This window comes from Kocuria sp. CPCC 205235, assembly GCF_040980905.1.
GTDB lineage: Bacteria > Actinomycetota > Actinomycetes > Actinomycetales > Micrococcaceae > Kocuria > Kocuria carniphila.
Genome location: NZ_JAVKPR010000001.1, coordinates 236,651 through 263,128 on the forward strand (window position 1 = coordinate 236,651; position 26,478 = coordinate 263,128).

Here is a 26,478-nt window from a genome sequence, read left to right on the forward strand (position 1 = left end):
AACCATTCTGCCCTCCGGGAACAGCTCGAGGGCTCTGTAGTGCGCGTCACCGCGGTTCAGTAGCGTGGTTGCATGACCACTTCCGTGTTTGATCTGCAAGCATTCGACCGCTCCGTGCGTCCCCAGGACGATTTGTTCCGATTCGTGAACGGGACCTGGCTGGCCAACGCCACCATCCCTGATGACAAGGCCACCACGGGCGCGTTCATCGAGCTGCGCGATCAGGCCGAGGAGGCCGTGCGGAACATCATCACGCAGGCCAAGCCGGACGCTGACGACGCCGCCGCGGGGCAGAGTTCCGAGCAGAAGATCGCCTTGCTCTACGCCTCCTTCATGGACACCGAGCGCATTGAGGCGCTCGGAACGGAACCCCTGCGCGAGGACTTGAACGCGGTCGAGGCCGTGGATTCCATCAAATCCCTCTCCCGCTGGTTTGGCACAGCCCTGCGCCGGGGCATCGGCGGCGCCCTGGACATCGATCTGGACTCCGATCCCGGTGATCCCCAGCGCAACATGGTGTTCGTGGGTCAGTCGGGACTGGGTCTGCCGGACGAGGAGTACTACCGCGAGGACCAGTACCAGGAGATCCGCGAGAAGTACGTGGCCCACGTGGAGAAGATGCTCTCACTCGCTGGCTTCGACGATGCAGTTGAACAGGCTCAGGCCGTGATGGACCTTGAGACGCGCATCGCGTTCCACCACTGGGACAAGGTCACCGTTCGGGACCTGACCAAGATGTACAACCCCATGACCTTCACCGAACTCGCGGGGCAGGTGTCCCGCCTGGACTGGTACTCCGTACTGTTGGGCGTGGGGCTGACCGAGGATCAGTTGGCCACCGTGGTCAACGCGCAGCCCAGCTTCTTCACCGGCTTGGATGAGCTGATCACGGACGAACTGCTTCCCGCGTGGAAGTCCTGGGCCCGCTGGCACGTGGTCTCCGCACGGGCGTCGTACCTGCCGGAAGCGTTCGTGAACGAGAACTTCGCGTTCTACGGAACGGTGCTGTCCGGAACCCCGCAGCTCAAGGACCGCTGGAAACGCGGCGTGGCTCTGGTCAACGGCGCACTCGGCGAGGCCGTGGGTGAGCTGTACGTGCAGGAGTACTTCCCGCCCGTTGCCAAGGCCCGCATGGATGAGCTGGTGGACAATCTCCTGGCTGCATACCGAGATTCCATTGAAACACTCGACTGGATGACCGCGGACACCCGGGCGGAGGCGCTCAAGAAGCTTTCGGGGTTCACGCCCAAGATCGGGTACCCGGAGAAGTGGAAGGATTACTCGGCGCTGTACATGGACGGCGAGGATCTGGTGGGCAACGTGGTCCGCACCTCGCAGTTCGCGGTGGACGAGATCGCCCGCAAGGCAGGCCAGCCCGTGGAAAAGCACGAGTGGCTCATGACCCCGCAGACCGTGAACGCCTACTACCACCCGCTGCGTAACGAGATCGTGTTCCCCGCCGCCATTCTGCAGCCGCCGTTCTTCAGCCAGGACGCGGACGATGCCGTCAATTACGGGGGTATCGGCGCGGTGATCGGTCACGAGATCGGCCACGGCTTCGACGACAAGGGCTCCACATGCGACGGCGACGGCAAGCTGCGCAACTGGTGGACCGACGCCGACCGCGAGGCTTTCGAGTCCCGCACCGCGCGCCTGGTGGACCAGTACGCGGCGCTGTCCCCGGCTCAGTTCGACGGTTCCGAGAACGCCCCCAAGCTCAACGGCGAACTGACCCTGGGCGAGAACATCGGCGATCTGGGCGGGCTGTCCATCGCGTACAAGGCCTGGCGAACCGCGCAGGACAAGAAGGCCGCCCCGGATACCGAGCCCATTGATGGGTTCACCCCGGCGCAGCGCCTGTTCGTGTCTTGGGCCTACGTGTGGCAGGAGAAGTCCCGCGACGAGGCGCTCAAGACGCGCATTGCCACGGACCCGCACTCCCCCGCAGAGTTCCGCGCCGCCCAGACCCCGCGCAACGTGGACGCCTTCTACGAGGCCTTCGACGTGCAGGAATCGGACCAGATGTGGCTTCCGCAGGAGGAGCGCGTCGCGATTTGGTGATGTGTTGAGGTCCTGGCGGGATCGCCCCGGAAAGGGGCGATCCCGTTGAGGGTGATCAGGTCAGATGGTGGTGCTCGTGGCTGTCTCGAATTCGCTCATCATCACTCCGAAGAACGCGAAGAAAAGGATTGCCCACAGAATGCCCAGGATCAGCAGGGCAACACCCACCCAGCCGAGGACCTTACCGGCGGTTGCACGGCCACCGAGCTTCTCGGACTTGTAGGCCTGCCACAGGGCGAACGGCGCGAGGATGGGAAGTATCACCACACCCAAAATGCCCAGCACCAGAGATGCCTCGGAACTCCTGGCTGCTTGGTCCTGCTGCTGCGCGTCCCGAGTGCTGACCGGCACATACTCCCAACGGCCGGGAGGCTAACCGTACGGGGAGACTTGGTTGGCGGGCACTGACGGATTCCCGCCCTGTGCGCCTCCGTTCGGTGCATACTCCTGAGTGGAGTCCCGGTAGTTCGTGGGATTGTTGCCCGAAGAATGGGTGGAACTCATAAGGTGCCTCCGCGAGGTCGTAGCGTGCAGTTGGTGCCATCCTGTCTCACTGAGCAACCACGCCCACGGATTTAGTGGCCTCAGCTGCACCGAGACAGTGTGTGTCGCCCGGGAAGCTTCCTTAGTAACCTGCGACAAATATCGTAGAAATCCCATCGAAGGAGACCAGGTGAGTTCCGCAGAAGACCCGGCCGAGCGGCGTCGTAGTTCGTTCAGCGAACGCGTGCTGAAGGGCGGTAGCGAGCCCGACCCCCGGTTCACCCTGGCCAATGAACGGACGTTCCTCGCGTGGATCCGTACGTCATTGGCGTTCCTGGCCGGTGGCATCGCCATCGAGGCGTTCACGGGCGATATCTTCGACCTAGCCATCCGCAAATTCCTGGCCACGGTGCTGCTGCTCCTGGGCATGCTGTTGAGCGCGGGCGCCACCTTCCGTTGGCTGGGCGTGGAGCGCTCCATGCGCCACAAGGCGCCTCTGCCGCTGCCGATCATTGCGCCGCTGGTGGCCGTGGGCGGGGCCATTGCCTCCGGCGTGCTGGTCGTTGTCGTCCTGACCCGCTGAGCCATGCCACGCACCGCGCAACGTTTCCACGAAGACCCGGGGCTGCAGCCTGAACGCACGGTGCTGTCCTGGGGTCGCACCATGCTGGCCCTGTGCACTGCTGCCGCCATATTCCTGCGGTGGCTGCCCACCCACGGCCCGTTCGTGCTGGCGCTTTTCGGTTTGGCAGCATGTACCGCAATCGGCATTTACACTACTCAGCAGGCACGGTACCGCCGCGGCTCCGTGGGGATCAGCAACGAGCACGTGGAGCCGGACGCGGTAGCCGTGGTGGTGACCTCGACGGCCGTGGTGGCCCTGGGGGTCCTGGGCCTGGTCACCGTGGTGGTGTTCTAGACCAGGTCGCTGCGGCGATCCACGATCTGGGGATTCCGTGACAGGTCAGCCTGAGCCGGATCCACGGCGTGGGACTTGGTGGCGAACTTGTGACCGAACCAGAACGCCAGGAACAGTGGCAGCCCGATGTACGAGGTAAGCAAGGACAGAGGGGTCACGGTGTCGTTGATGAACGCCTCGTAGCTCTGGCCCACGATCACCAGCAAGCACATGGCCAGCGCGATGATCGGCCCCGCGGGGAAGAACTTGGCGCGGAACGGCAGCTCCTTGACCGAACGACCCTGCGCCTTGAACGCCTGACGGAACTTGTAGTGCGTCCAGGCGATACCGGCCCACACGATGAAGCCAGCCAGCGCGGACGCGTTGATCAACCAGGTGTACACGGCACCGTCGCCGAACCAGGTAGTACCGAAGGCGAGCAACCCGAAGGCGGAGGTTGCCAGCAGCGCTCGCATGGGGATGCCGCGCTTGTTGAGCTTGCGCAGGAACTTGGGGGCCTTGCCGTCCATGGCCAGCGACCACAACATACGTGTCGAGGCATACAAGCCGGAGTTGCCCGCGGACAGGATGGCCGTGAGGATCACCGCGTTCATGATCGAGGACGCGAAGGCGACACCAGCATTCTCAAGCACCAAAGTGAAGGGCGAGATCGCGATGTCCTCGATGTCCGAGGCGAGCAGATTCGGGTGTGTGTAGGGAAGCAGGAAGCCGATCACGGTGATCGCGCCTACGTAGAACAGCAGGATGCGGAAAAACACGGTGCGGATGGCTTTGGGCACCGTGCGTTCGGGATCCTTGGCCTCACCGGCGGCCACACCGACCAGCTCGGTGCCTTGGAAGGAGAAGCCCGCGACCATGAAGATCGCCAGAATGGTGATGGGTCCTCCGACGAACGGCGCCTCACCCGTAGTCCAGTTGTCGAACCCGGACGGCTCCCCGCCCATGATTCCGGAGATCATCAGAACGCCCAGTCCCAGGAAGACGACCACCGCGGCCACCTTGATGGCAGCCAGCCAGAACTCGCCCTCGCCATAGGCGCGCGTGGACAGCGCATTCAGGGAGAACACCGTGAGCAGGAACAACGCCGACCAAATCCAGGACGGCACGTCCGGGAACCAATAGCGCATCACCAGCGCGGCGGCCACGAGTTCCGCGGCCAGGGTGATAGCCCAGTTGAACCAGTAATTCCAACCAATCGCAAACCCGAAGGACGGCGAGACGTAGTTGGCGGCGTGATCACCGAAGGAGCCGGACGTGGGCCGCCATGCAGACATCTCACCCAATGACTGCATCAACAGGTACACCATGAGCCCGATCGCGATGTACGCGACTAATGCGCCACCAGGCCCAGCGGTGGCGATCGAATTACCGGAGGCCACGAACAGGCCCGTACCGATCGCGCCACCCATCGCGATCATGGTCATGTGCCGGGTTTCCAGGCTGCGGCGCAGCCCCTGACCCTCGGCTTCAGTGCTCACAGCGGGAGCGGTTTCCTTGGACACGGACGTGCCTCTCTATTGGCGTTACACGTTCCGGGGGGCTCCACGGGGGCTGGAGCTGAACGATAATGATAATGAGCGAGCCTAGCGGACACCCTCCGCCAACACGGGACCCTCCCCTCCAGCAGGGAATTTCTGCCGCTTTCCGGCCCGGCATCGTGCCTCACCAGACCGGTAGGTCCCTATTTTGGGGGATAACGGATCGTGTCTCGGTATTCCGAGGCCCGCCCGTAGGAGCGTACGCTGACGTTCACTCACGTGGATTTGAAGTTGGGGGGGCGCGGCTGTGATGTTCGATCCGCCTCTTTTCGCACCAGTCACCCGAGACCGCACAACGAGGTGCCCTCAGTGAAACGAAGGGCCTTGTTCAAGCTGAAACCAGCGACCGTTTCAAATCTTCGGTCAAGATGTCTGATGATGATCGTGTTCGTGATTGCGGCAGTCATCCTCAAAAACCCAATCATTTGGATTATTCTGGCCGTTCTCATCGTCGTAGTTGTTCTTCAGGCCGTGGACGCGCTGCGAGAGGAAACAGGATGGCCGAGCTACGAGGGGTGGCCTCACATCGAAACCGACCCTGACACGGGCGAGGAATTCTTTGTCGACGCTTTCGGGGTCCGGGAACCGCTTGATCCGAATGATCTTCGACCCGATGAACCCACAGCAAGTGATCACTAAATTAATGTGAGTCAGGACTCCAAGAAATGCAGCTGCCTCGGGGTCAAACACCTTAGAAAAACACGCCGACGCCGCTCCAAGGCTTGGAGCGGCGTCGGCGTGTCAGTAAGTTCGACCGGGAGGTCAGCCCTCGATCAGATCCCGCACCACAATGGTGTCCTCGCGGTCGGGGCCCACACCGATCGCGGAGATCCGGCAACCGGATATACCCTCGAGCGCCTTGATGTACGCGCGGGCGTTGGCCGGGAGGTCTTCCATGCTGCGGGCGCCGGTGATGTTTTCCTTCCAGCCCGGGAAGTTCTCGTAAATGGGCTTGGCGTGGTGGAAGTCGGACTGGGTCATGGGCATTTCGTCGAAGCGCTGACCGTCCACGTCGTAGGCGACGCACACCGGGATCTCGTCCAGGCCGGTGAGCACGTCCAGCTTGGTGATGAAGAGGTCCGTGAAGCCGTTGATGCGCGAGGCCTGGCGGGCCATGACGGCGTCGTACCAGCCGGTGCGGCGCGGGCGGCCGGTGTTCACGCCGAATTCGCCGCCGGTCTTGCGCAGCTGCTCGCCCATGTCGTCGAAGAGCTCGGTGGGGAACGGGCCGGCCCCCACGCGGGTGGTGTACGCCTTTTGGATGCCGATCACGCGTGTGATACGCGTGGGGCCCACACCCGAACCAACGGACGCGCCGCCTGCGGTGGGGTTGGACGAGGTCACGAACGGGTAGGTGCCGTGGTCCACATCCAGGAACGTGGCCTGGCCGCCTTCCATGAGCACCACTTCGTCACGATCAAGGGCTTCGTTGAGCAGACGCGTGGAGTCCACAATCATGGGTGCCAGGCGGTCCGCGAAGCCCATGAAGTACTCCACGATCTCGTCCACCTCGAACGCGCGGCGGTTGTACAGCTTGACCAGCAGCTCGTTCTTCTGGCGCAGCGCGCCCTCGATCTTCTGGCGCAGGATCGACTCGTCCAGCACGTCCTGAACGCGGATGCCCAGGCGACCCACCTTGTCCATGTAGGTGGGTCCGATACCGCGGCCGGTGGTGCCGATGGCCCGCTTGCCCAGGAACCGTTCGGTGACCTGGTCGAGGGTCTGGTGGTACGGAGCCACCAGGTGCGCGTTGGCAGAGATGCGCAGGTGGGAGGTGTCTGCTCCGCGGGCTTCGAGACCGTCGATCTCCTCGAACAGGGCCTGCGGGTTGATGACCACACCGTTGCCGATCACCGAGGTTGCGTTGGGGCTGAGGATGCCCGCGGGAAGGAGCTTGAGCTCGAACTTCTCGCCGCCCACCACTACGGTGTGCCCGGCGTTGTTACCGCCGTTGGGCTTGACCACGTAGTCCACTCGACCACCCAGGAGGTCCGTGGCCTTGCCTTTACCCTCGTCGCCCCATTGGGCTCCGACGATCACGATTGCTGGCATTGCAGAATTCTCCTGCCCGGGCGCGAACCCATTTGGCACGACAACAGTTGAGGTGTACGCACCACGAGCACGTACCTCCCGATTCTAACGGGGTGCGACGACAACCACAGCCTCGTGACCTTTCACGGTGCCTGGACGGGCCCGGAACGGGGGTAACGTTGATGGCTATGAGTCCGTCGAATTCGCGTCCCACCTCCGCTCCCTCCGCGCCAGTCCAGGGAACGGGGAGCAGTACTTTTCACGACGGACCGGTGGAGCACACTCCCCACAGCAACACCCAGAACGCCCAAAAGGCGCAGAGCAGCTATCTCAAGCCGCGCCACCTGGTGATGATGGCCCTGGGCTCGGCGATCGGCACCGGCTTGTTCGTGGGAACGGGTGCCGCCATCCAGACCGCCGGCCCCGCCGTGCTGATCTCCTACCTGGTGGCGTGTCTGCTGCTCGTGCTGGTCATGCGTGCACTGGGTGAGATGGCCGCAGCAGATCCTTCATCGGGTGCGTTCTCGACCTATGCCGGTAAGGCGATGGGACCCACCGTGGGCCGCGCACTCGGCTGGTTGTGGTGGGCACAGATCGTGGTGGTCGTCGCGGCCGAAGCCACGGCGGCCGCGCAACTGGTCACCGAGATGTGGCCGTCTCTGCCCCAGTGGGTCTGGGCACTGATCTTCATGGCCGTTTTCACCGCCATCAACCTGGTGCGCGTGGGCACCCTGGGCGAAACCGAGTTCTGGTTCGCGCTCCTCAAGGTCGCCGCGGTGGTCGCGTTCCTGGCGGTGGGCGTTCTCCTGCTGATCGGTGTGCTTCCCGCACCCTCCCCCGGCCTGAGTAACCTCACCGAACACGGCGGGTTCATGCCAAACGGCATCACGGGTGTCGCGGCGGCGCTCCTCGTGGTGATCTTCGCCTTCGGAGGCACCGAGCTGGTCACCATCGCGGCAGCCGAGACCGAAGACCCCCAGCGCAACGTGGCCGCGGCGATTCGCACCATTCTGATCCGCATCCTGGTTTTCTACGTGGGTGCCGTGACCGTCATGGTCCTGGTGCTGCCGTGGAACAACACCGAACTTTCCTCCAGCCCGTTTGTGGCCGTGTTGAACGTGGCGGGCATCCCCGGCGCGGACGTTCTCATGAACATCGTGATCATCCTGGCGTTGCTGTCCGCGCTCAACGCCAACGTCTATGGCAGCTCGCGCATGCTCTACTCGCTGGCACGACGCGGTTCCGCGCCCAACGCCCTCGCGGGCACTTCTTCACGAGGAGTCCCCCGTGCCGCCGTGGTGATCTCGGTGCTGTTCGGCTTCATCGCGGTGGTGCTGAACTACCTGTGGCCCGAAACCATCCTGAACATCATGCTCAACGTGATCGGCTCCACGTGCCTGGTGGTCTGGGGCCTGGCGTTGATCTCCCAGATCATCCTGCGTAAGCGCGCGGACCGCGCCGGCGTGGAATCACCGCTGAAGATGTGGCTCTTCCCGTGGCTGTCCTACTTCGCTCTGGCCTTGCTGGCCGCGATCATCATCCTGGGCCTGCTCGATTCCGTGGTCCGGTTCCAGCTGATCGCCACCTTCATCCTGGTGTGCCTGATCGCCCTGGCCTGCAAGGTCTTCATCAAGCCTCGGGCGGGTTCGGTCTCCGCCGACGACGCCGCTCCGCGCACCTAACGCTTCTGCCACCCGGACGGCTCAGTCGCTCCGGATTCGGCTTTCAAAATCCGGCCGCGATCCTTACTGACTGCGGCCGGATCTCGAGGAACCAACGCTGCCGACTAGACCTCCGCCGGCAGATCCGGGAACGTGGCCGCGACCCCCGGGGAGCGCAACACACCCTGGAACGTGGACAGCCCCTCGGCCAGTCCCGGATCACTTACCAGCGCTTGTTCGATGCCCCCGGCCAGCTTGAGCACGTACGGCATGGTGGCGTTGGTCAGCGCCTGGGTGGCGGTGACCGGGACCGCTCCGGGCATGTTCGCCACGCAGTAGTGACGTATGCCGTCAACGTAATATGTGGCGTCGTCGTAGCTCGTGGGGCGAGTTGTTTCGAAGCAACCACCCTGGTCAACGGCCACATCCACGAGAAGTGCGTGCGGCTTGAGGAGTTTCAGGTGCTCTCGCCGCACCAGCTTGGGAGCCGCTGCGCCGGGGATCAGTACGGCACCCACCACCACGTCCGCCTTGGGCAGTTCTTCCTCGATCCGGTGGGGATCGCTCATGAGAATGCGGGCGCCCGGCAGCATGAGATCCAGCTCGCGGATGCGGTCACCACTGGCATCCAGCACGGTGACGTCCGCGCCGAGCCCTACGGCCGCACGTGCCGCGTGCTCACCCACGGTGCCACCGCCGATGACCAACACCACCGGCGGAACCACACCAGGGACGCGGCCCATGAGAATTCCGGGGCCACCCTCGTGGTGCAGCATGTAGCGGGTTGCCGCGCCGATCGACAGCCGCCCGGCGATTTCGGACATGGGTCGCAGCAGCGGCAAAGTGCGCCCCACGCGGACCGTCTCGTACGCGATACCCGTGGTGCCGCTGGTGAGCAGTGCCTCGGTCAGATCCCGACTGGCCGCCAGGTGCAAGTACGTGAACAGTGTGAGGTCTTCGCGGAGGTAGCCGTACTCCTGGGCAATCGGCTCCTTGACCTTGACCACCATGTCGGCGTTATTCCAGGCGTCGTCAACACTGACCATGCGGGCCCCGGCGGTCTCGTAGGCGGCGTCGTCGAAACCCGACCCCTCGCCGGCCCCGCGCTCCACGAGCACCTCATGGCCTCGACCCGTCAGCGCCGTGACCACGGCCGGGGTGAGCCCGACTCGAGCCTCTTCGGGTTTGACTTCGCGGGGAACCGAAATCCGCATGACTGCCACGCTCCTGCCGTAGATGGGGCGCGCGAGCCTGGCAGGTTGCGCTCATGGCTCTGCATCGAACCCCGGGGTGTCCCTCCATTGTGCACGCTCGGCAGTGATGCGCGACACAGGCGGGCTCGATGCCGCCAGCGGTCGGGGGGAGGGACACTCGCACTTCACCTTTTGGAGTGGGAGGTCACGAGGGAACCATCGGAGTGGCACATTTCAGGCATAGGTTCGCGGCCCGAACATTCTGGGCAGAGCATCGCCGCTTCAAGTGCGATAACGCTACGTTCCTCTACCACAGATGCTCGAGGCAGAGATCCTGGTGCTGATCTCTGCCTCGATTGTTCACCCGGTCATTCCACCGGCGTCAGCGCTGCGCGATCTGCCCCGCGGCCTCCGGATCGGAGTCATCCAGGAACTTCTCGATGCGGGCGGCCTCGTCCATCTCACCGATCTGCGCGGCAGCTTTACCCAGTGCAGCCAGTGCGCGCAGGAATCCGCGGTTCGGTTCGTGGGAATACGGCACCGGACCGTGGCCCTTCCAGCCGTGACCACGCAGCGAATCCAGGCCGCGGTGGTAACCCACGCGAGCGTACGCGTAGCCCTCCAGGGTGCGGCCGTCCGCGAGCGCCTCCTCCGCGAGGATGGCCCACGGCAGCTGCTCCTTGGGGAACGCAGCGGCGAGATCTTCGGCCTCGTCCCCGGCGTCGAAGCGCGCGGTCAGCTGGGGGTTCTCCTCCAGGTAGGTGGGCTCCGGTCCGTCCAGGAGGTTCTTGCCAACGAGTGCCACGGTGGTTCCTTTCCACGTAGATCATGGGGTCTGTTGCCCACTCTACGCAGGCTCGACGACGCCGCTCGCGGCCTTTCGCGCCCGGCGTGACTTACTGCTCGATCATGATCCCCACGCCCGGACCCAGCGGCAGGTTGAAGAAGTAGAAGACCATGAGGATGACCGTCCACGCGACCCAGAAGGGCACCACGAACGGGATCATGCGGGCCATGACCGTGCCCAAGCCTGCCTCAGGTTCGTACTTACGGAGCATGGCCAACAGCACCACCATGTACGGGTTGAGCGGGGTCATCACCTGGGTGGCGGAGTCACCCACGCGGAAGGCTGCCTGGATGAAGGCGGGTTCGAAACCCAGAATGCCGAACATCGGCACGAACACTGCGGCCATCAGGGTCCACATGGACGACCCGGAAATGATGAACAGGTTCAGCAGCGAACAGAGGATGATGAAGCCGATGATCACGGGGAACCCGGTCACACCCACGTTCTGCAGCCCGGTGGCACCGGTCACGGCGATCCAGGAGCCGATTCCGGACCAGTTGAACAGTGCGATGAACTGACCCAGGATGAACGCCAGCACCAGGAACGAGGTCATGTCCTTGAGCGCCTCGCCCATCATGACCGGAACATCTTTGAAGCCCCGGATGGAGCCCGCAATGCGGCCGTAGACGTAGCCGCTCACGGAGAAGAACACGAAGATGATGAACACGATGGAGGCCAGCAGCGGGGAAGCCGGGAGGAAGTTGCCCTCCTCATTGCGCCACGGCGAGTTGGGGAGCAGCGCGAACACGGTCAGCACCACGGCGATGAGCACGAATGTCACGCACGCCCAGATCAGTGCCTTCTTCTCACGAGGAGACAGTTCGGCTTCGGTCTTGGGCTCCTGGGACTCGGTCACGGTCTGCTCGTCGCCCACGATCCGCATGGACCGGGTATCGGTCATGATCTGACCGGTCTCCGGGTTGACCTCTTCACGAGAAACCTTGGCGCGTTCCACGCGCGGCTCCACGATCTTGTCGATCACCCAACCGGCAATCACGGAGAGTACGAGCGCCGAGACGATGTTGAAGTAGTAATTGGAGATCGGGTTGACCTCGGTCGCGTTCTCCGCGAGCGCGGGGACGGTGGGGATCACGGCGTTGGTGATGCCCGCGAACAGGGCGTCGAGCGACGTCGGGAAGATATTGGTCGAATACCCGGCCCCCGCAGCAGCGAAACCACCCAACAGGCCGGCCACTGGATGGCGCCCGGCAGCCTTGAAAGCGAGCGCGGCCAGCGGTGGGATGACCACGAACGCGGAGTCCGCCATGATGGAGCCGACCACGCCCACGAAGCCCACGGTGTAGGGCAGCAGCCAGCGGGGCGCACTGCCGATCGTGTAGCGGATCGCGGCCGCCAGGAAGCCTGACTTTTCAGCGATACCGATGGCCAACAAGATGGTCGCCACGGTGACCAACGGCGGGAAGCCGATGTAGTTGTCACCCAGTGTGGAGGTGAACCACGCGATGCCCTCGCCGGTGAACAGGCCCTTGATGGCCAGGGGCTCATCGGTTCCCGGGACCGTGACGATCACGTCGCCCCAGGCCATGGCCGTGGACACGATCGCGGTGATCAGGAAGAGGATCGTGAACAGGGCGAACGGCTCGGGCAACTTGTTGCCGACCCGCTCGATGCCCGTGAGAAGCCTGTCCCCCAGATTCGATGTCTTGGTCGCGGTGGCGTTCATGTGCACTCCATGATGGTCAGTGATCGATGGATCTTTTCCTGGTGGTGACCGGCCGGGGTCGGCTCAGTCGAAGTAGTTCTCCACGGCGATTCCGCCGCCGTTGGCCTCGAAATCTTCGGTGACGTGCTGGGCGAGAGCGTCATCGACCAGGTAGTCGAGGGCCACCGCGGCCAGACCGTACGCGCCGTCGACCCCGGCGCTCTCCGCGAGTGGGGTGGCCGCCGCGGCCGCGAAATCCCGGGTGTGCAGGCCCATGTCCTGGTCCGTGATGCTGATCAACGGGTGGATGCCCGGGATGCGGTAGCTGACGTTGCCGAAATCGGTGGAGGCCGCCAGCACCTCGGACACCGTGCCTGCCGGGAACGGATCGCGCCCACGACGCCGCTGGGCCAGGACCCAGCGATCGGACAGCGGCGCGTTGCCCAGCACGGGCAGGGTGGCCGGCGAGGAATCCCAGTCGACCTCCACACCCACCCCGGCCATCAACGCTGCGCCCTGCAGGATCTCGGTGACGCGTTCCGAAAGTGCCTTGAGCGTCTCCGGTCGCTGCGAGCGCACGTACAGCTGCAGCGTGGCGGTTTCGGTGATGATGTTCGGCCGTTCCCCACCCTCGGGCAGCACGGCGTGGATGCGATCGGTCGGCGGGGTCTGCTGTCGCAACAGCCCCAGCCCCTGGTAGGCGAGCACGGCGGCGTCGAGCGCGTTGCGTCCCATGAAAGGGTGCGACGAGGCGTGGGCCGCCCGGCCGCGGTAGTGCACGGTGCACTGGCGGCGTCCGAGCCAGACCTGGTCCACGAGATCCGTGACGTAGGAGTGCACCATGGCGGCCGCGTCGATGCCTTCCAAGGCGCCGGCCCGGGCCATGATCTCCTTGCCGCCCTCGCCCTCTTCCGCGGGGGTGCCCAGGTAGACCACGCGACCGGAAAACGCGGAAGGGTTGTCGCGGATGAGCTCGACGAGTGCGACGAACGCGCCCAGTCCGGTCACGGCAATCACGTTGTGACCGCAGCCGTGGCCGATGCCGGGCAGTGCGTCGTACTCGGACATGATCGCGATGGTGCGGTGGCTTTGCGGATCAAAGTCTTCGGAGGCGATCTCCGCGTGGATGGCGGTGTCCAGCCCGAAGGCGGGGTTCTCCGCGGGAATGTCGTGGGCCTTGAGATGGGCGAGAATCTGCTGCACGGCAAAGTGTTCCTGGAACGCCGTCTCGGGGTTTTCGTGCAGTTCGTGCAGTACGCGGTGCAAGTCGGTGGCTTGATCGTCGACCAGGGATTCGAGGCGCTCGTGCAGTTCGTCCGCAGCACCCGCGTGGTCGGCCAGGTGATGTTCCAGCTCGTTCTTGCGTCGCTCGGTGTCCCGTTCGAGCTGCTCCATGTACGCGCGTGACGGTTCCGGACTGACCGTCAGATCACGGGGGTTGCGGTCAGGAGTCTCGTTGGCTGCGTGGCTCATTCCCATGCTTAGGGAGCGTAACAAGTGATTCGGATCACCGGCGGCAATGAGGCGGCGCGGCGGCGTCGTCGGCCTTAAACGACGCGGTGCCCCGCGCGAGAACGCGCGGGGCACCGGTGTGCTGAAACAGAACTTACTTGATGGAGGTACCTGCGGAACCGAGGTTCTGGCAGGCCTCGACCACGCGGGTGGCCATGCCGGTCTCGGCCTCGGCGCCCCACACGCGGGGGTCATACTTCTTCTTGTTGCCGACCTCGCCGTCGATCTTCAGGACGCCGTCGTAGTTGTCGAACATGAAGCCTGCGACGGGGCGGGTGAACGCGTACTGGGTGTCCGTGTCAACGTTCATCTTGATCACGCCGTAGGAGACCGCGTCCGCGATCTCCTGGGCGCTGGAGCCGGAACCTCCATGGAAGACCAGGTCGAAGGGGCGATCCTTGCCGATCTTGGCGCCCACCTCGTCCTGGATCTGCTTGAGCAGTTCCGGACGCAGGCTCACGTTGCCGGGCTTGTACACGCCGTGGACGTTACCGAAGGTCAGAGCGGTGATGTAGCGGCCCTTTTCGCCGGCGCCCAGCGCCTCGATGGTCTTCATGCCGTCCTCGACGGTGGTGTAGAGGGTGTCGTTGATCTCGCCGACCACGCCGTCTTCCTCGCCACCCACGGCACCGATCTCGACCTCGAGAATGATCTTGGCCTTATTGGTGCGCTCCAACAGCTCCTGAGCGATCTTGAGGTTCTCATCCAGCTCGATCGCGGAACCGTCCCACATGTGCGACTGGAAAATGGGGTCCTCGCCGCGAGCCACAGCCTTCTCGGACTCTGCCAACAGCGGCAGCACAAAGCCTTCCAGCTTGTCCTGGGGGCAGTGGTCGGTGTGCAGAGCAATGTTGACGTCGTAGTTCTTGGCCACCTCGCGGGCGAACGCGGCCATGGCCAGCGAACCGGTCACCATGTCCTTGACCGAGGAACCGGACCAGTAGGCGGCACCGCCGGTGGAGGCCTGAATGATGCCGTCCGAACCCGCCTCGGCGAAGCCACGGATTGCGGCGTTCAAGGTCTGGGAAGAGGTCACGTTGATGGCCGGGTAGGCAAAGCCCTTTTCCTTGGCCCGGTCGATCATCTCGGCGTAAACGTCAGGGGTTGCGATGGGCATGAAGTGCTCCTTCTACTGGATTCCCGATGCACGGTTGAGCCGTGGCCTGTGGGCCTGTTCTCAAGTCTAGTGGACGGGCGATTCACACTTTCGTGGGAGTCACTGGGACATCACTTCCGCCAGATCCCCTCGAGCTTGTCCGCGAGTTCCACCGGCCTACTGAGCGCGACGGGGTGCCCGCCACCCATTTCGTCCGGATCGATTTGCAAACGTTCCCGGGTCAGTTTCCGGAGGAAATCTACGGGAAAGAACCTGTCGTCCCGGCAGATCAGCACCCGAGTTGGGGTGTTAGGCCACGTCTCGAGCGGCAGTGGGTCCTGGAACGGATGTCCTGACTGGCCGACCGCGTGCGCCGTAACCTCTTCGACCATGTGATCGGAGAGCTCGTGGAAGAAGACATTCTGTGGATCGTCATCCTGCTCCGGTGCCCATCCGAGCCGCGCGGCCTGCTCTTGCCTGGCCTGCGCATATCCGGTGTTCTCCCACCAGTCGCCCGGCGACTCCCCCGGGAGGGGGATCATGGGCGTCAACAGGATGAGCAGTTGGGCGTTTACCCGGTCGGCGATGAGCGTCCCCGTGTAGGCGCCTAGCGACTGGGCGACGATGACCACGTCCCGGGCATCGCCGATGGTCTGCGCTGCAATGTCCGCATATGCCTCAAGACCGGCCGAGTCGTCGGCGCACGGAAGATCGACGGTGATCACGCCGTGGCCTCTTTCACGCAGTTCATCGGCCACCAGGTGCCAGTACCAGGGCGTGCTCGCGGCGGGTGGAATGAGAGCGAAGGTTGTTGTGGGTGACGGATTCTCTGGGGCGTTCATAACGCACCTCTCGTTTCAGCCGAGGAAGACTGCTGCGGCCCGTCTGCGGCCAGCTTGCGCCCCGCATAGAACTTGGTCCCGTAGACGATCGCGAAGAGCATGACCAGAAGCAGACCGATACTCGCGATAGGAACCACATCAATGGGCAACGTATAGGCCATGATTACGCGAGCCACAGCGTCCAGGATGAAGGCGATACTCCAGGCGAGGGTCATGGTGCGAAAGATTTTCCGGAAGAACGGGTTGGTGTCCCAGTCGTGTTCCCACTGGGTGGCGGCGTCGGCCGGCATCACGGCGATGGTGGCTTCGAACAGAATGGGGCGTCGGCCGGCCAGTGAGATCAAGATCCAGAAACCGATGAGCGCGGTGAGCCAGCTTTCCCGGGCCAGAAGTAGCCGGGGGTCGGCGCTGAACATCCCCACGGCCGTTCCGATGGCCAGGACGCTGAGGGTGAAGACACCAAGTCGGTCGATCCGGCGGGTGCGGACGGTGGTGACTGCGATGCGCACCAGCGGCCCCACCGCGCCGAGCATGAGTGCCAACCACGGATCCGCGCCGGCTAACCGCAACCCGTAGTAGATGGCGAAGGGTAGAACCAGGTCGATCCCGATCATCCCGGCCACGGCCCGCTTGCGCTTCTCCGGAGGCACCTGGCCCGTGGATCGTTCCTGCGCAGGCAGTTTGTCCGGTGGCGGCTTGTCCGGAGTGGGCGGTTGATGATCGACAACCGGTGACTGACGATTTACCGGCGGTGGTTTCGCAACGCGTTTCATGATGATTCCTCGCTTCGGTGGATACCTGTCGCGAGCTCCACCACGGAGAGAAGTTCGCGAGTGTACGCGGCCAGGTCGAATGACGGATCAGCGACCAATCGCCCGGATGCGGTGTCGATGGCGCTCCTGATGATGATCGCCAAGTGATGCGGGTCGAACTCTCGGAACTCCCCGCCGTCCTGGCCTTCACGCAAGAGTTGCTCAAAGTGTGCGAGCACCGGGTCTTCGCCCTGAGGAACAAAACTGTGGGTACCGTCCGAGCCGCGCGCATTGGAGACGATTTCCACCACGGCCCGGATGTCGGCCGGGTGCTCTTCCAAGAAATGCAGGTTGGTCCGCACGTAGGCCGCAATTTTGTCGCCGGGGCTCGCTTCGTGGGACAGCGCTTCAGTAATGGCTTGACCCGCTCGTCCGTACACGTCGAACACCACGCTGGAGAGAAGATCGTCCTTGCCGGAGAAGTAGTACAGCACCACGCTCTTGCTGATGCCCGCCCGCCGCGCAATCTCCGCGAGTGACGCGCCCGAGTACCCGGATTCCGCCAGCACCTCGATGGCGCACTTCATGATCTGAGTCCGGCGAGCCGACTCGGTGAAGGTGGGATTCGAACTCGTCTGCACACTGTTTGACCGCATGGTCTAATCATAGACCAATCGGTCAGAAACGGATAGAACGAGTTCTGTCCGAAAATCAAGCAGGAACGCCCCCGCCCGACCGCGGGGGCGCCCGGTCTTACTCCAGCTGTCCCAGAACCTCGTTCAGGGCTTCAGTGGAAGAGGGGTGCGTCCAGATACCGTCACGCAGTTCGCTCGCGGTCACTCCGGCGCGCATGGCCAGTGCCACCAGGTTGATGACCTCTTGCGAGTCCACATGGAACAACCGGGCGCCCAGCACCAGGTCGGTTTCGGCATCGACGACAAACTTGATCACGCCGCGCGGATCCTGCACGGCCTTGGGGCGCGGCATGGCCTTGATGTCGGCCACCATCGCCGTCGCGACCTTCACTGCGCACCCGGCCTTGCGGGCCGCATCTTCTGTCATACCCACGGCCGACAGCGGCGGCGTCAGGAACGTGGTGGTCGGCACAGCCACGCGCGAGGACACGCGCCGCGAACCATCCCCGGTCAGCGCACTCATCACCACGCGACTGTCGTCCAGCGACAGGTAGGTCTGCTGCGGGCCGCCGTGCACATCGCCCATGGCATAGACGCCTTCGGCCGTCGTGCGCAGGTGATCGTCCACGATGACCGCACCCTTTTCGTCTACCTCGACCCCGGCCGCGGTCAAGTTGAGCCCCTCGGTGGCGGGCCTGCGCCCGGTGGCGACCAGAACGGCGTCGGCCTCGATGGACCCGCCGCCGGACAAGGTAATGGCCAATCCGCCGTCGCGGGTCTCGATCGCTTCCGCGGACGCGTTCGTCCGTAGCGTGATTCCCGCGTCGGTCAGCACGTCGACGACGACGCCGCGCACGCCGCGGTCCTCGCTCGGCAACATCGTCTCGCCGCGGGCAATCACGGTGACCTCTGATCCAAAGTTCGTGAACATCGAAGCGAACTCCAGGCCGATAGGCCCGCCGCCGATGATTGCCAGTCGCTGCGGGAATGGCTCCGCGTGCTGGATGGAGGTGGAGTCGTAAACTCCCGGCAGGTCGATGCCCTCGATGGGAGGCATGACAGGCGTGGCTCCGGTGTTGATGACCACGGTTTCGGCGGTGATGCGCAAGTGTTCGGCCAGGCCACGACCACCCACGGACGGGGTGACCTCAACTTCGCGGGGGCCCACAAAACAGGCGCGGCCGTCCACCACGGTCACCGTGTCCTGATCCGCGAGCATGTGGAAGTTCACGTCGTTGAGCTTGCCGATCAGGGAATCCCGGTAGTCGACGGCATCCTCGAAGAACTTCTGATCGCCGTCCGCCGCGCGCTTCTCGGAAGCCGAGTGGATCAGCGTTTTGGTGGGCACGCAGCCGATGTTGATGCACGTGCCACCGTACATCGCGGCACTTTGCTCGACCATGACCACGCTCTTACCGGCGGCGGCCATCTTCCCGGCGAACGTCTTGCCACCCTTGCCCCAACCGATAACCAGAACGTCCACGTCCAGCCGGCGGGGTTCCTGCGCCTCCAGCTCGGAGGTGTCGGTGGTGGATACGGACGGCATGGCGTTCACGGGGTTCCTTCTTCTCTCGGCCCGAACCGAATCGTTCGGAGAATGGTCGTTCTCCAGCTAGCATAGAGAATTACCATTCTCCATGCAAAGGGGCACATCAGAACCGTGACCGAGACAGCCGACCTCGCCCCGCTTGCCGCCCACGCGGAGCTCACGGATGACCCCATCCTCCGCGCGGCCGCGTACCTGTTCTATCGCCGCGGAATCGGCAACGTCTCGATTCAGGACATCCGCCAGCTGGCCGGCGTGAGCCTCAAAGCCCTCTATGCCCGCTATCCGTCCAAGGAATCACTGGTCACGGCGTACCTTCGGTCGACCCACGCGGGATGGACCCGCTTGCTGGAAGAATTCGTAACCGCTGCAGTTCCTGACATTCTCAACGACGGCGCTCTGGACGAGTCCGCTCGCACTGCCGCCGTTACCGCGCTGTTCACCTGGCTGGGCGACTGGTTCGCAACGCCCGATTTCGTGGGCTGCGGGATCGCCAACACCCGCGGCGAGCGGCTAAGTGAAGAAGCCCAGGGAGTCATCCGGGACCATGATCGCCATGTGCGGTCCTACATGGACCGGATCGGTGGCTCGACCGAAGCCGGCAGTTCACTGTTCGTGCTCATGGAAGGCGCCATCTCGACCGCCGCAGGAACGGGCGATCCGGACTACGCCCGGGTCGCCCTGCGCACGGCGCGCGCGGCGCTTGACCTCACGTGACGCCACGACCCATGGCCTGACGCACCCTTTACCGCGTCACGCCGCCAACGGCTGACTCGACAGTTGGCGAACTGGCCAGCCGGTCAGCGACATCGCGCGGTGCCAGGAGCCCCGCTCACAAGCGCCAGCACGAACTCACCTGGGGCAAACCATTGAACCGGGCATCCAGGTGGGTCAGCATGGCCGGCACGCCTTCGAGGTAGCCGCCCAAGTGCGTCGGGGTGACCAGGGTCTGGAACGAAACATTCGCACCAGAGGCGCACCAGCGCTGGGCGAGTTCGCGTCCGGCACGGTAGGGCACGACGTCGTCGGCGGGGCCGTGCGCGATACGCACCGGAACGGCCGGGTGCCTACCTTCGGTGCCGTTGGTCTGCTGCGCAAGGTAGCCGGCCAGTTCCGGCTTACCCAAGAGTTGGGTGAACGTGCTGCCGTCCTTGGTGAGCGAGCTGGTGGGCACCAAGGCGTGGTCCAGCACCCCGTTGATAATGCAGGAATCCTGTGCCTTGGCGTAGCGGGCCAGGCCATCGGCATTGAGATCACCGCGAGCGTCCGCGCCCGATTCCGTGGCCGCACCCATCACGTAGAACGCCAGCCCGGAGAACAGCGTGGAATCAATGTGCTTGCCGGTGGCCGACAGGTCTGCCGGCGGGGCACCGGCCCATGCGGTCTTGACCTTCAGTTCCGGCGCGTACGTGGGCGCGGTTTCCGCCGCCGACGCCGTGGCGCCTCCACCCTGCGAATAGCCCACCATGGCTACGGGAGTCTCGGCGGCAATGCCGGGAATCCCTGCCCGCTGAGCGGCGCGACCGGCGTCGAGCACCGCGTGAGCCTGATCCACGCGATTCATGTAGGTGTGCGGCCCCTCGGTACCCAGGCCGATGTAGTCCGGGACCACCACCGAGTAACCGGCGTTGATCAGACCTATCGGGGAAAAGCCCTCATACTCCATACCCAGCGCCATCTGCCGGGATGGTGCGCAGCGGTCGGCCATACCCTGGGTGCCCGGTGAGAACACCACGAGGGGACGCGGCCCCTTCTTGGGCCACGTGGCGTTGGAGGCCAGCACCGTTCCGGTAGTTCCCACCGCCTGACCATGACTGTTGGTGGTGCGGTACATGATCCGGGTGGCCTTGGCATTGGGCTGGATCAGCTTGACCGGATCCAGGTAGAACTTGGCGGGCTCCTGCCGCACCAGATCGCCGTTATTGGCGGGCAGTTGCGCGGGCGTCGACTAGAAGTCGGTATCCGTGGTCTCGGAGAGTTCCTTCAACGCGCGATCGCGCTCCAGATCGGACTGGTCGACCCCGGCTTCTTCCAGGATCTGAGCCTGCTCGGCCGGTGGCATCTCCGCCAGTCCGTCCTCGGCAGGGTGGGCGGGCGCCATGTTGGCCAGGATCAGACACGCACCCGCGACGGCGGCGAGCGCACCTTTCCAATGAATGGACGCGCGGGTCGAACTGGGTCTGTGAGCCACGAGAACCTCCGTTATCAAAATGTGATATGGCCCACAGTAACCGATGAGTAACTAGGGGGATGTCCCCTTAAATGGTGAACGGCTCAGAGGTGTTTTCGGTAGTGAGACGGCGGAACGCGATTTGTCGAAGATTTACGTCAGGGTTTCGAGCACCGGCCGTGAACCCCGACATCTAAGGCGGGAGTTCGCGAAAAAGATGCCATTCTCGTGCGAACCTCTGCCCGAAAGGTTTTCGCCAACAAACCTGTGCTCAGATGTTCACGGTGGTTATTCGGTACGCAGCAGATCACACGCGTCGGACCGCCCGCGTCGCACCGGAAAGACTCAGTTCACGCGCTGCTCGAACACGTGCCGACGGATCCACGCGTGCATCGCCACGGCCGCGGCGGCGCCGGCGTTGATGGAACGAGTGGAACCGAACTGCTCGATGGCCAACACAGCGTCTGCGGCCTCGATGACTTCCGGGGACACCCCCGGGCCCTCCTGGCCGAACACCAGAACACACTTTTTGGGCAGGTCGAACGTCTCGATCAGCACCGATCCCGGAACATTGTCGATGGCCAGTACCGGCAGCCCCTCGGACTTCGCCCACTCGATGAACTCCGGCACGGAGGGGTGATGGCGAACGTGCTGGTAGCGGTCGGTGACCATGGCTCCGCGACGGTTCCAGCGGCGTCGTCCGACGATGTGGACCTCGCGCGCTAGGAACGCGTTGGCGGTGCGCACCACGGAACCGATGTTGAAGTCGTGCTCCCAGTTCTCCACAGCCACGTGGAATTCATGACGCCGCGTGTCCAGGTCCGCGATGATCGCGTCCATGGCCCAGTAGCGGTAACCGTCCGCGACGTTGCGACGATCCCCGTTCTCGAGTAACTCACGGTCCCAGTGGTCACCTTCCGGCCACGGACCTTCCCATGGGCCCACGCCCACCACGTGTTCGACATTGGATTCAGAAGTGGTGGCCGGGTCAGTCAAGCCCCAGCTCATCCTTCGAGTAGGCGTACAGGCAGGGCACTCCCGCGTATTCTTCGATGCGCTCCTTGGCACCCGTGCGGCGGTCCACGATCACAGCCACCGCCACCACGTTCGCGCCGGCCTTCTGCAGGGCTTCCACCGCGGTCAGCGCGGAGCCACCGGTGGTCGAGGTGTCCTCGACGACCACCACGTTGCGACCCACCACGCTGGGGCCCTCCACCTGACGGCCCATGCCGTAGGACTTCTGTGCCTTGCGCACCACGAACGTGTCGATCTCGCGGCCCTGATCACCGGCGGTGCGCATGATGGCGTGACCGACCGGGTCCGCGCCCATGGTGAGGCCCCCGGCGGCGTCGAATTCGATGCCAGCCTTGTCCAGCAGGCCGAGCATGACCTGACCGACGTAGCGCGAAGCCTCGTGATGCAGGGTCACGCGGCGCAGATCCACGTAGTAATCGGCCTGAATGCCGCTGGCCAGCGTCACGTTTCCGCGCACTACGGCCAGGCCCTTGATGAGGTCGCGCAGTCGCTCGCGAGCGGTGTCCAGATCCACAGGGGAGAAATTGGTGCTCATGCCGTCCAGCTTACGTCCCAGGCCGGGTTTGAGAACGGTCAGTGACGACGCCGCTCGGAGACTTCACGCGGCGGCCGCCTTCCGCTCGGTCAGCCTCCGCAATTTGGGAATCGGGATCTTGTAATTCACGGCCACAGCGGTGCCCGATCCGTCCTCGGACTGCCAGCGCAACAGCGCACGGTGCGGGTCCACGGCTTGGCCATCGGGCGCGCTCTTGGGTGCGCCACTGTCGATCACCTCGGGAGCACCGTGGACGGGGACTCGTCCCATGACACGAATGGTCAGCCCAAACTGCTCGGTCCAGAAATACGGGATGAAGTTCAGCGGCTCCGCCAGATCACCGCGCAGTAGCGCGAGAGCAGCAACCTTGGCGTGCTCGATCGCGGTGGTCCACAGTGGCTGACGTTGACCCTCCCAGTGCGCGATATCTCCGGCTGCCACGACATGCGGCAACACCGTGCCGTCTTCGTGGAGAACGCGGCCGCGGGAATCTGTCACCACGCGGTCGCCATTGAGCAGACCGGATCCCTCCAGCCAGCGGTCATGGGCATGATCGCCGATTGCCGTGACCAGAACGTCGCCGGTGATCTGGGACCCGTCGCTGAGCTCCACAACCGTCGATTGTTGATCCGCGGTTGCCGACACCGCGGTTGCGTCAATGAACCGCACGCCCTTGCCCCTGGCGACGACGGTGATTGCCGAGGCCAAGTACTCACCGAGGTGGCGCGTCATGGGAGTTCCGGAACACACCACGCTTACGTGGCACCCTCGCTCCAGGGCACCGGAGGCCAGTTCCATGCCGAGTGCACCGCCGCCGACTACCACCACGTCTTGGCCCGGGATGAAACGGGACTGCGCGTTTTCCGCATCATCCATGGTGCGGAGGGTCAGCTCGTGCGGGCTGTCGGTCAGTTTTCGAGCACCGGCACCCGTTGCGATGACCAGACCGTCGAAGGCCACGTCGGTGTCGTCCTCAAGCGTCACCGTGCGCTCCGCCAGGTCCACGCTACAAGCCGGAACTCCTTGTAATGCCACCCCGCCGTGAGTGGCTTCCGGCAGCAGATGTGCCGAAAGATCCTGCCCGTCCACGAGCGCCGCCTTGGACAGTGCCGGCCGGCTGTACGGTGCATGACTCTCATCGCCCACGATTGTCAGGTGGCCGGTGAAGCCCGCGTCGCGCAGCGCGTGACAGGCGGTCACACCGGCAATGCCGTGGCCGACCACCACGATTCGGTTCATGTCCGCGGGAGCGTGCTGGGCCATAGGGATCACGCCAATCGCAGAGCGGCCACGGGGCACACCCGCACGGCAGCTTGGGCCTTGGTCAGGTCGTCACCCTCGACCTCGGGAACGTCAATGATCAGTTCGGCATCGTCGTCCAGGTGCATGAGATTCGGTGCCGCTTCTTCACACAATCCGTGACCTTCGCAACGGGCCTGATCCAGTTCAATCCGCATGAGGTGTCCTCCTACTCGCGTGCTGTCTTGCCATGGGCCGCCAACCGGCGACTCCTTTCGAGTGTTGCCCAGATCACACAGTGCGTCCAATGCATAGATATCATTAGTTGCATTCACGTTGTGAATAACCCCGGGTGCTACCCACAGAAAGAGAGCCGTGAAAAAATCAGCCGGAGCGACGTCGTCGAACCCCGCCGAAACCGAACCGCAGGACACGGAACTCGCGCGGGCCGCCGCCATGGACTTCAATTTGCTGGTCCCGCTCCTGGCGGTGATCGAGGAACAATCGGTGACCCGCGCGGCGCAGCGAGTGGGCCTGTCCCAACCGGCCATGAGCCACGCGCTCCGCAGGATTCGTCGCATGCTCAAGGACGACATCTTGATTCGTCGGGGCAACGAGTCCCTGCTGACGCCCCGCGCCAAGGAACTCCTGGGTCCGCTCAAGCACCTCGTGCGTCAGAGCACCACCCTCGTCCATGAAGCCACCTTCGAACCGGGCACCAGTCATCGGGAGATCACGCTCGCGTTGAGCACGAGCACAGCTCTTGTCGCCGGGTCGGACATCTGCCGTGGGATCTCGGAACGGGCGCCGAACTGCACTCTGCGGATGATCACCACCGCCAATCCGTCCGACTCGCTGTTCACCCAGGACAACGTGGACGCGATCCTGCTCCCCGAGGCCTTCACGACGAGTCATCCGCGCGAGCGCCTCTACGACGATCGCTGGGTGGTGATTTCCGGCTCCTCTGCTCTCACCAACGAGAATGCGCTGGAGCTGCTGGCCACCCTGCCCCACGTGATGTTCGACGCCCCGCGCATCTCGCGGCCCTATCAAGCACTCCACGAACACGGCGTCGAGTACTCGGTGCGCACGCGCATCAACGACAACCTGCTGATCCCCCACCTGGTTTCGGGGCGGGATCTGATCGCCCTGCACCGCAGGAGCACTGCCGAACTCATGGACCCGGTCACGGACATACACGTGGCAGAGTTTCCGCTGGAAATCCCCTCACTCGGAGTGGACATCGTCTGGAATCCGTGGCTCCAGGACGACCCGTTCCGCCAGTGGCTCGGGGGCACCCTCAAGACCGCTACCGCCAGTGGGTATGCACACTAAGAATGCTGGCCATAAGAATAATTCACTTGCCGGATAGGGCCCCACGCCGTTGACTGTGATGCACCACACACCCCTCGATTCCAGGGTGAGTGAGCATTTGTGACTCAGACCCGAAAGGTCAATCATGACAACGGAAACGGCTGTTCAGGACAGCGTGGACATCTTTGCCGACGAAGTCTTGGAGAACCCGTACGAGGCCTACGGGCGCCTTCGGGATCAGGCCGCTGCCGTGTACATCCCGGCTCGTGAGCTGTGGGCCGTCACCCGCTATGAGGCGGTCCGCGAGGCATTGGGCGATCCGGGGACGTTTTCCTCTACCGCGGTGGCCTTCAACCCCCAGATGAACGAGGTGCTCAAGGGCACCACCCTGGCCACGGATCCGCCGGATCACCAGCACTTGCGCAAGGTGCTGTCCCAGAACCTGTCCCCGCGTGCGCTGCGTTCGGTCAAAGCTGACATCGAGACCAAGGCGGACACCATGGTCCGCGAGCTGGCGGAACAAGACGAGTTCGACGGCATGCAGGACCTCGCCCGCGCCCTTCCACTCAACGTGGTCGTGGACATGATCGGCATCAAGGATCCGGAGATCCGCGCCAAGATCCTCACCTGGGGTGAGGCCGCATTCAACCTCCTCGGCCCAATGAATGAACGCGCCCAGAACAGTTTTCCGGTGGCCAAGGAGCTTTTCGACTGGACTCACAACATCCAGGTCTCGGATCTCACCGAGGGCAGTATGGGACACGGTATCTTCGCCGCCGCCGAGCGCGGGGACATCGCCTACGAAAGTTGCGGCATGATCATCCACCAGTACGTCGCCGCGGGTATGGACACCACAATCGCCTCGATCGGCAACGCCATCATGCTGTTCGCCGAGCACCCGGAGCAGTACGCCAAGGTTCGCGAGGACCCCGCGCTGGTCCCTTCCGCGTTCAACGAGGTGCTGCGCATGCACTCCCCGCTGCCCGCCACGGGCCGCAAGACGATGCGGGACGTCGAAGTGGACGACGTCGTGATCCCGGAAGGCTCCCAGGTTGCCTTACTGCTCGCCGGCGGCAACCGCGATGAGCGCCACTACCCCAACGCGGATACCTTCGATGTCACCCGCAATCCCGTGGATCACCTGACCTTCGGGTACGGAATCCACGGTTGCGCGGGTCAGGGACTGGCGCGCTTGGAGGCCTACGCGGCGCTCGGCTCACTCGCCAAGTACATCAAGAGCTACTCGGTCAGCGACTTCACGCGCAAGATCACTAACACCACGCGCTCCTACGAGAGCATCCTGGTGACGGACATCGTGCGCGCCTAGTCCATCGCGGTTCGACGACGCCGCTCGGGCGCCTTGCCCACGCAAGGTGCCCGGGCGGCGTCGGCCTCCTAAAGCAAGC

Annotated in this window: 26 protein-coding genes; 8 read left to right on the top strand and 18 right to left on the bottom strand. The window is 64.1% G+C overall.

Translation table 11 applies throughout. The features are described 5' to 3' along the window. Nucleotides 1-72 precede the first annotated feature (72 nt). On the top strand, nt 73-2,061 hold the full coding sequence (locus tag RF638_RS01120) for a M13 family metallopeptidase (protein WP_368841245.1): 1,989 nt from the start codon (nt 73-75) through the stop codon (nt 2,059-2,061). Nucleotides 2,062-2,121: 60 nt separating this feature from the next. Here the strand turns inward: RF638_RS01120 and RF638_RS01125 are convergent, their stop codons facing one another. Beyond that, the gene (locus tag RF638_RS01125; protein WP_368841246.1) at nt 2,122-2,412 is read right to left on the bottom strand and encodes a hypothetical protein; all 291 of its coding nucleotides are present in this window, start codon (nt 2,410-2,412) and stop codon (nt 2,122-2,124) included. 322 nt (nt 2,413-2,734) lie between these two features. Between RF638_RS01125 and RF638_RS01130 the strand changes: the two genes are divergently transcribed. Together RF638_RS01130 and RF638_RS01135 are read left to right on the top strand one after the other, a co-directional pair. Beyond that, on the top strand, nt 2,735-3,127 hold the full coding sequence (locus RF638_RS01130; RefSeq protein ID WP_095796171.1) for a YidH family protein: 393 nt from the start codon (nt 2,735-2,737) through the stop codon (nt 3,125-3,127). A gap of 3 nt (nt 3,128-3,130) precedes the next feature. Then, nucleotides 3,131-3,463, top strand: a complete 333-nt coding sequence (locus RF638_RS01135) for a DUF202 domain-containing protein (RefSeq protein WP_095796170.1) — start codon at nt 3,131-3,133, stop codon at nt 3,461-3,463. Here the strand turns inward: RF638_RS01135 and RF638_RS01140 are convergent. Further along, nucleotides 3,460-4,887: an amino acid permease gene (locus RF638_RS01140; RefSeq protein ID WP_095796614.1), complete on the bottom strand. Its 1,428-nt coding sequence runs from the start codon at nt 4,885-4,887 to the stop codon at nt 3,460-3,462. The two genes, RF638_RS01135 and RF638_RS01140, sit on opposite strands and share 4 nt — an antisense overlap. Nucleotides 4,888-5,376: 489 nt before the next feature. Between RF638_RS01140 and RF638_RS01145 the strand changes: the two genes are divergently transcribed. After that, nucleotides 5,377-5,640: a hypothetical protein gene (locus RF638_RS01145; RefSeq protein WP_095798794.1), complete on the top strand. Its 264-nt coding sequence runs from the start codon at nt 5,377-5,379 to the stop codon at nt 5,638-5,640. A gap of 123 nt (nt 5,641-5,763) precedes the next feature. Here RF638_RS01145 and RF638_RS01150 read toward each other — a convergent pair whose 3' ends face one another. Next, nucleotides 5,764-7,053: an adenylosuccinate synthase gene (locus tag RF638_RS01150; protein ID WP_259915436.1), complete on the bottom strand. Its 1,290-nt coding sequence runs from the start codon at nt 7,051-7,053 to the stop codon at nt 5,764-5,766. Between the two features lie 251 nt (nt 7,054-7,304). Between RF638_RS01150 and RF638_RS01155 the strand changes: the two genes are divergently transcribed. Continuing rightward, a complete protein-coding gene (locus tag RF638_RS01155) occupies nt 7,305-8,714 on the top strand; it encodes an amino acid permease (protein WP_095798792.1) in 1,410 nt (469 codons plus the stop codon). 104 nt (nt 8,715-8,818) lie between these two features. On the opposite strand, the gene ald is transcribed toward RF638_RS01155, so the two are convergent. The 9 genes from ald to RF638_RS01200 all read right to left on the bottom strand — a co-directional run bounded on the left by ald (nt 8,819) and on the right by RF638_RS01200 (nt 18,779). Next, a complete protein-coding gene (ald, locus tag RF638_RS01160; protein ID WP_095798791.1) occupies nt 8,819-9,907 on the bottom strand; it encodes an alanine dehydrogenase in 1,089 nt (362 codons plus the stop codon). 361 nt (nt 9,908-10,268) lie between these two features. Then, complete coding sequence (locus tag RF638_RS01165; protein WP_368841247.1) at nt 10,269-10,691, bottom strand: DUF3151 domain-containing protein; 423 nt, start codon at nt 10,689-10,691, stop codon at nt 10,269-10,271. A gap of 91 nt (nt 10,692-10,782) precedes the next feature. Further along, entirely contained in the window at nt 10,783-12,417 is a 1,635-nt protein-coding gene (locus tag RF638_RS01170) for an AbgT family transporter (RefSeq protein ID WP_368841248.1), read from the bottom strand. 63 nt (nt 12,418-12,480) lie between these two features. Further along, a complete protein-coding gene (locus RF638_RS01175) occupies nt 12,481-13,875 on the bottom strand; it encodes an amidohydrolase (protein WP_368841249.1) in 1,395 nt (464 codons plus the stop codon). Nucleotides 13,876-14,002: 127 nt separating this feature from the next. Further along, a complete protein-coding gene (fbaA, locus tag RF638_RS01180) occupies nt 14,003-15,025 on the bottom strand; it encodes a class II fructose-bisphosphate aldolase (RefSeq protein ID WP_016995989.1) in 1,023 nt (340 codons plus the stop codon). 110 nt (nt 15,026-15,135) lie between these two features. Then, entirely contained in the window at nt 15,136-15,846 is a 711-nt protein-coding gene (locus RF638_RS01185; protein ID WP_368631308.1) for an alpha/beta hydrolase, read from the bottom strand. Beyond that, nucleotides 15,843-16,619, bottom strand: a complete 777-nt coding sequence (locus RF638_RS01190) for a VC0807 family protein (protein WP_368841250.1) — start codon at nt 16,617-16,619, stop codon at nt 15,843-15,845. Before RF638_RS01190 ends, RF638_RS01185 begins: the two co-directional genes overlap by 4 nt. Beyond that, nucleotides 16,616-17,254, bottom strand: coding sequence for a TetR/AcrR family transcriptional regulator (locus tag RF638_RS01195; protein ID WP_368841251.1), 639 nt, complete (start codon nt 17,252-17,254; stop codon nt 16,616-16,618). Before RF638_RS01195 ends, RF638_RS01190 begins: the two co-directional genes overlap by 4 nt. 97 nt (nt 17,255-17,351) lie before the next feature. Continuing rightward, nucleotides 17,352-18,779, bottom strand: coding sequence for an FAD-dependent oxidoreductase (locus tag RF638_RS01200; protein WP_368841273.1), 1,428 nt, complete (start codon nt 18,777-18,779; stop codon nt 17,352-17,354). Nucleotides 18,780-18,893: 114 nt separating this feature from the next. Here RF638_RS01200 and RF638_RS01205 point away from each other — a divergent pair, with 114 nt between their 5' ends. After that, a complete protein-coding gene (locus tag RF638_RS01205; protein WP_368841252.1) occupies nt 18,894-19,496 on the top strand; it encodes a TetR/AcrR family transcriptional regulator in 603 nt (200 codons plus the stop codon). A gap of 115 nt (nt 19,497-19,611) precedes the next feature. On the opposite strand, the gene RF638_RS01210 is transcribed toward RF638_RS01205, so the two are convergent. The 6 genes from RF638_RS01210 to RF638_RS01235 form a co-directional block, all read right to left on the bottom strand. Continuing rightward, complete coding sequence (locus tag RF638_RS01210) at nt 19,612-20,688, bottom strand: lipase family protein (protein ID WP_368841253.1); 1,077 nt, start codon at nt 20,686-20,688, stop codon at nt 19,612-19,614. A 39-nt stretch (nt 20,689-20,727) separates the two neighbouring features. Further along, nucleotides 20,728-20,970 (bottom strand): hypothetical protein, encoded by a 243-nt coding sequence (locus RF638_RS01215; RefSeq protein WP_238663143.1) that lies wholly within the window; start codon nt 20,968-20,970, stop codon nt 20,728-20,730. 324 nt (nt 20,971-21,294) lie between these two features. After that, nucleotides 21,295-21,945 carry a TrmH family RNA methyltransferase gene (locus RF638_RS01220; protein WP_368841254.1) on the bottom strand — a complete coding sequence of 217 codons (651 nt, stop codon included), beginning with the start codon at nt 21,943-21,945 and terminating at the stop codon, nt 21,295-21,297. Continuing rightward, nucleotides 21,938-22,519: an orotate phosphoribosyltransferase gene (gene pyrE, locus RF638_RS01225; RefSeq protein ID WP_368841255.1), complete on the bottom strand. Its 582-nt coding sequence runs from the start codon at nt 22,517-22,519 to the stop codon at nt 21,938-21,940. Before pyrE ends, RF638_RS01220 begins: the two co-directional genes overlap by 8 nt. Nucleotides 22,520-22,582: 63 nt before the next feature. Next, a complete protein-coding gene (locus tag RF638_RS01230) occupies nt 22,583-23,782 on the bottom strand; it encodes an NAD(P)/FAD-dependent oxidoreductase (RefSeq protein WP_368841256.1) in 1,200 nt (399 codons plus the stop codon). Nucleotides 23,783-23,787: 5 nt separating this feature from the next. Beyond that, entirely contained in the window at nt 23,788-23,976 is a 189-nt protein-coding gene (locus RF638_RS01235; RefSeq protein WP_368841257.1) for a ferredoxin, read from the bottom strand. Nucleotides 23,977-24,133: 157 nt separating this feature from the next. Between RF638_RS01235 and RF638_RS01240 the strand changes: the two genes are divergently transcribed. Then, complete coding sequence (locus RF638_RS01240; RefSeq protein WP_202976196.1) at nt 24,134-25,093, top strand: LysR family transcriptional regulator; 960 nt, start codon at nt 24,134-24,136, stop codon at nt 25,091-25,093. A 124-nt stretch (nt 25,094-25,217) separates the two neighbouring features. After that, on the top strand, nt 25,218-26,399 hold the full coding sequence (locus RF638_RS01245) for a cytochrome P450 (protein ID WP_259915421.1): 1,182 nt from the start codon (nt 25,218-25,220) through the stop codon (nt 26,397-26,399). Nucleotides 26,400-26,478 lie beyond the last annotated feature (79 nt).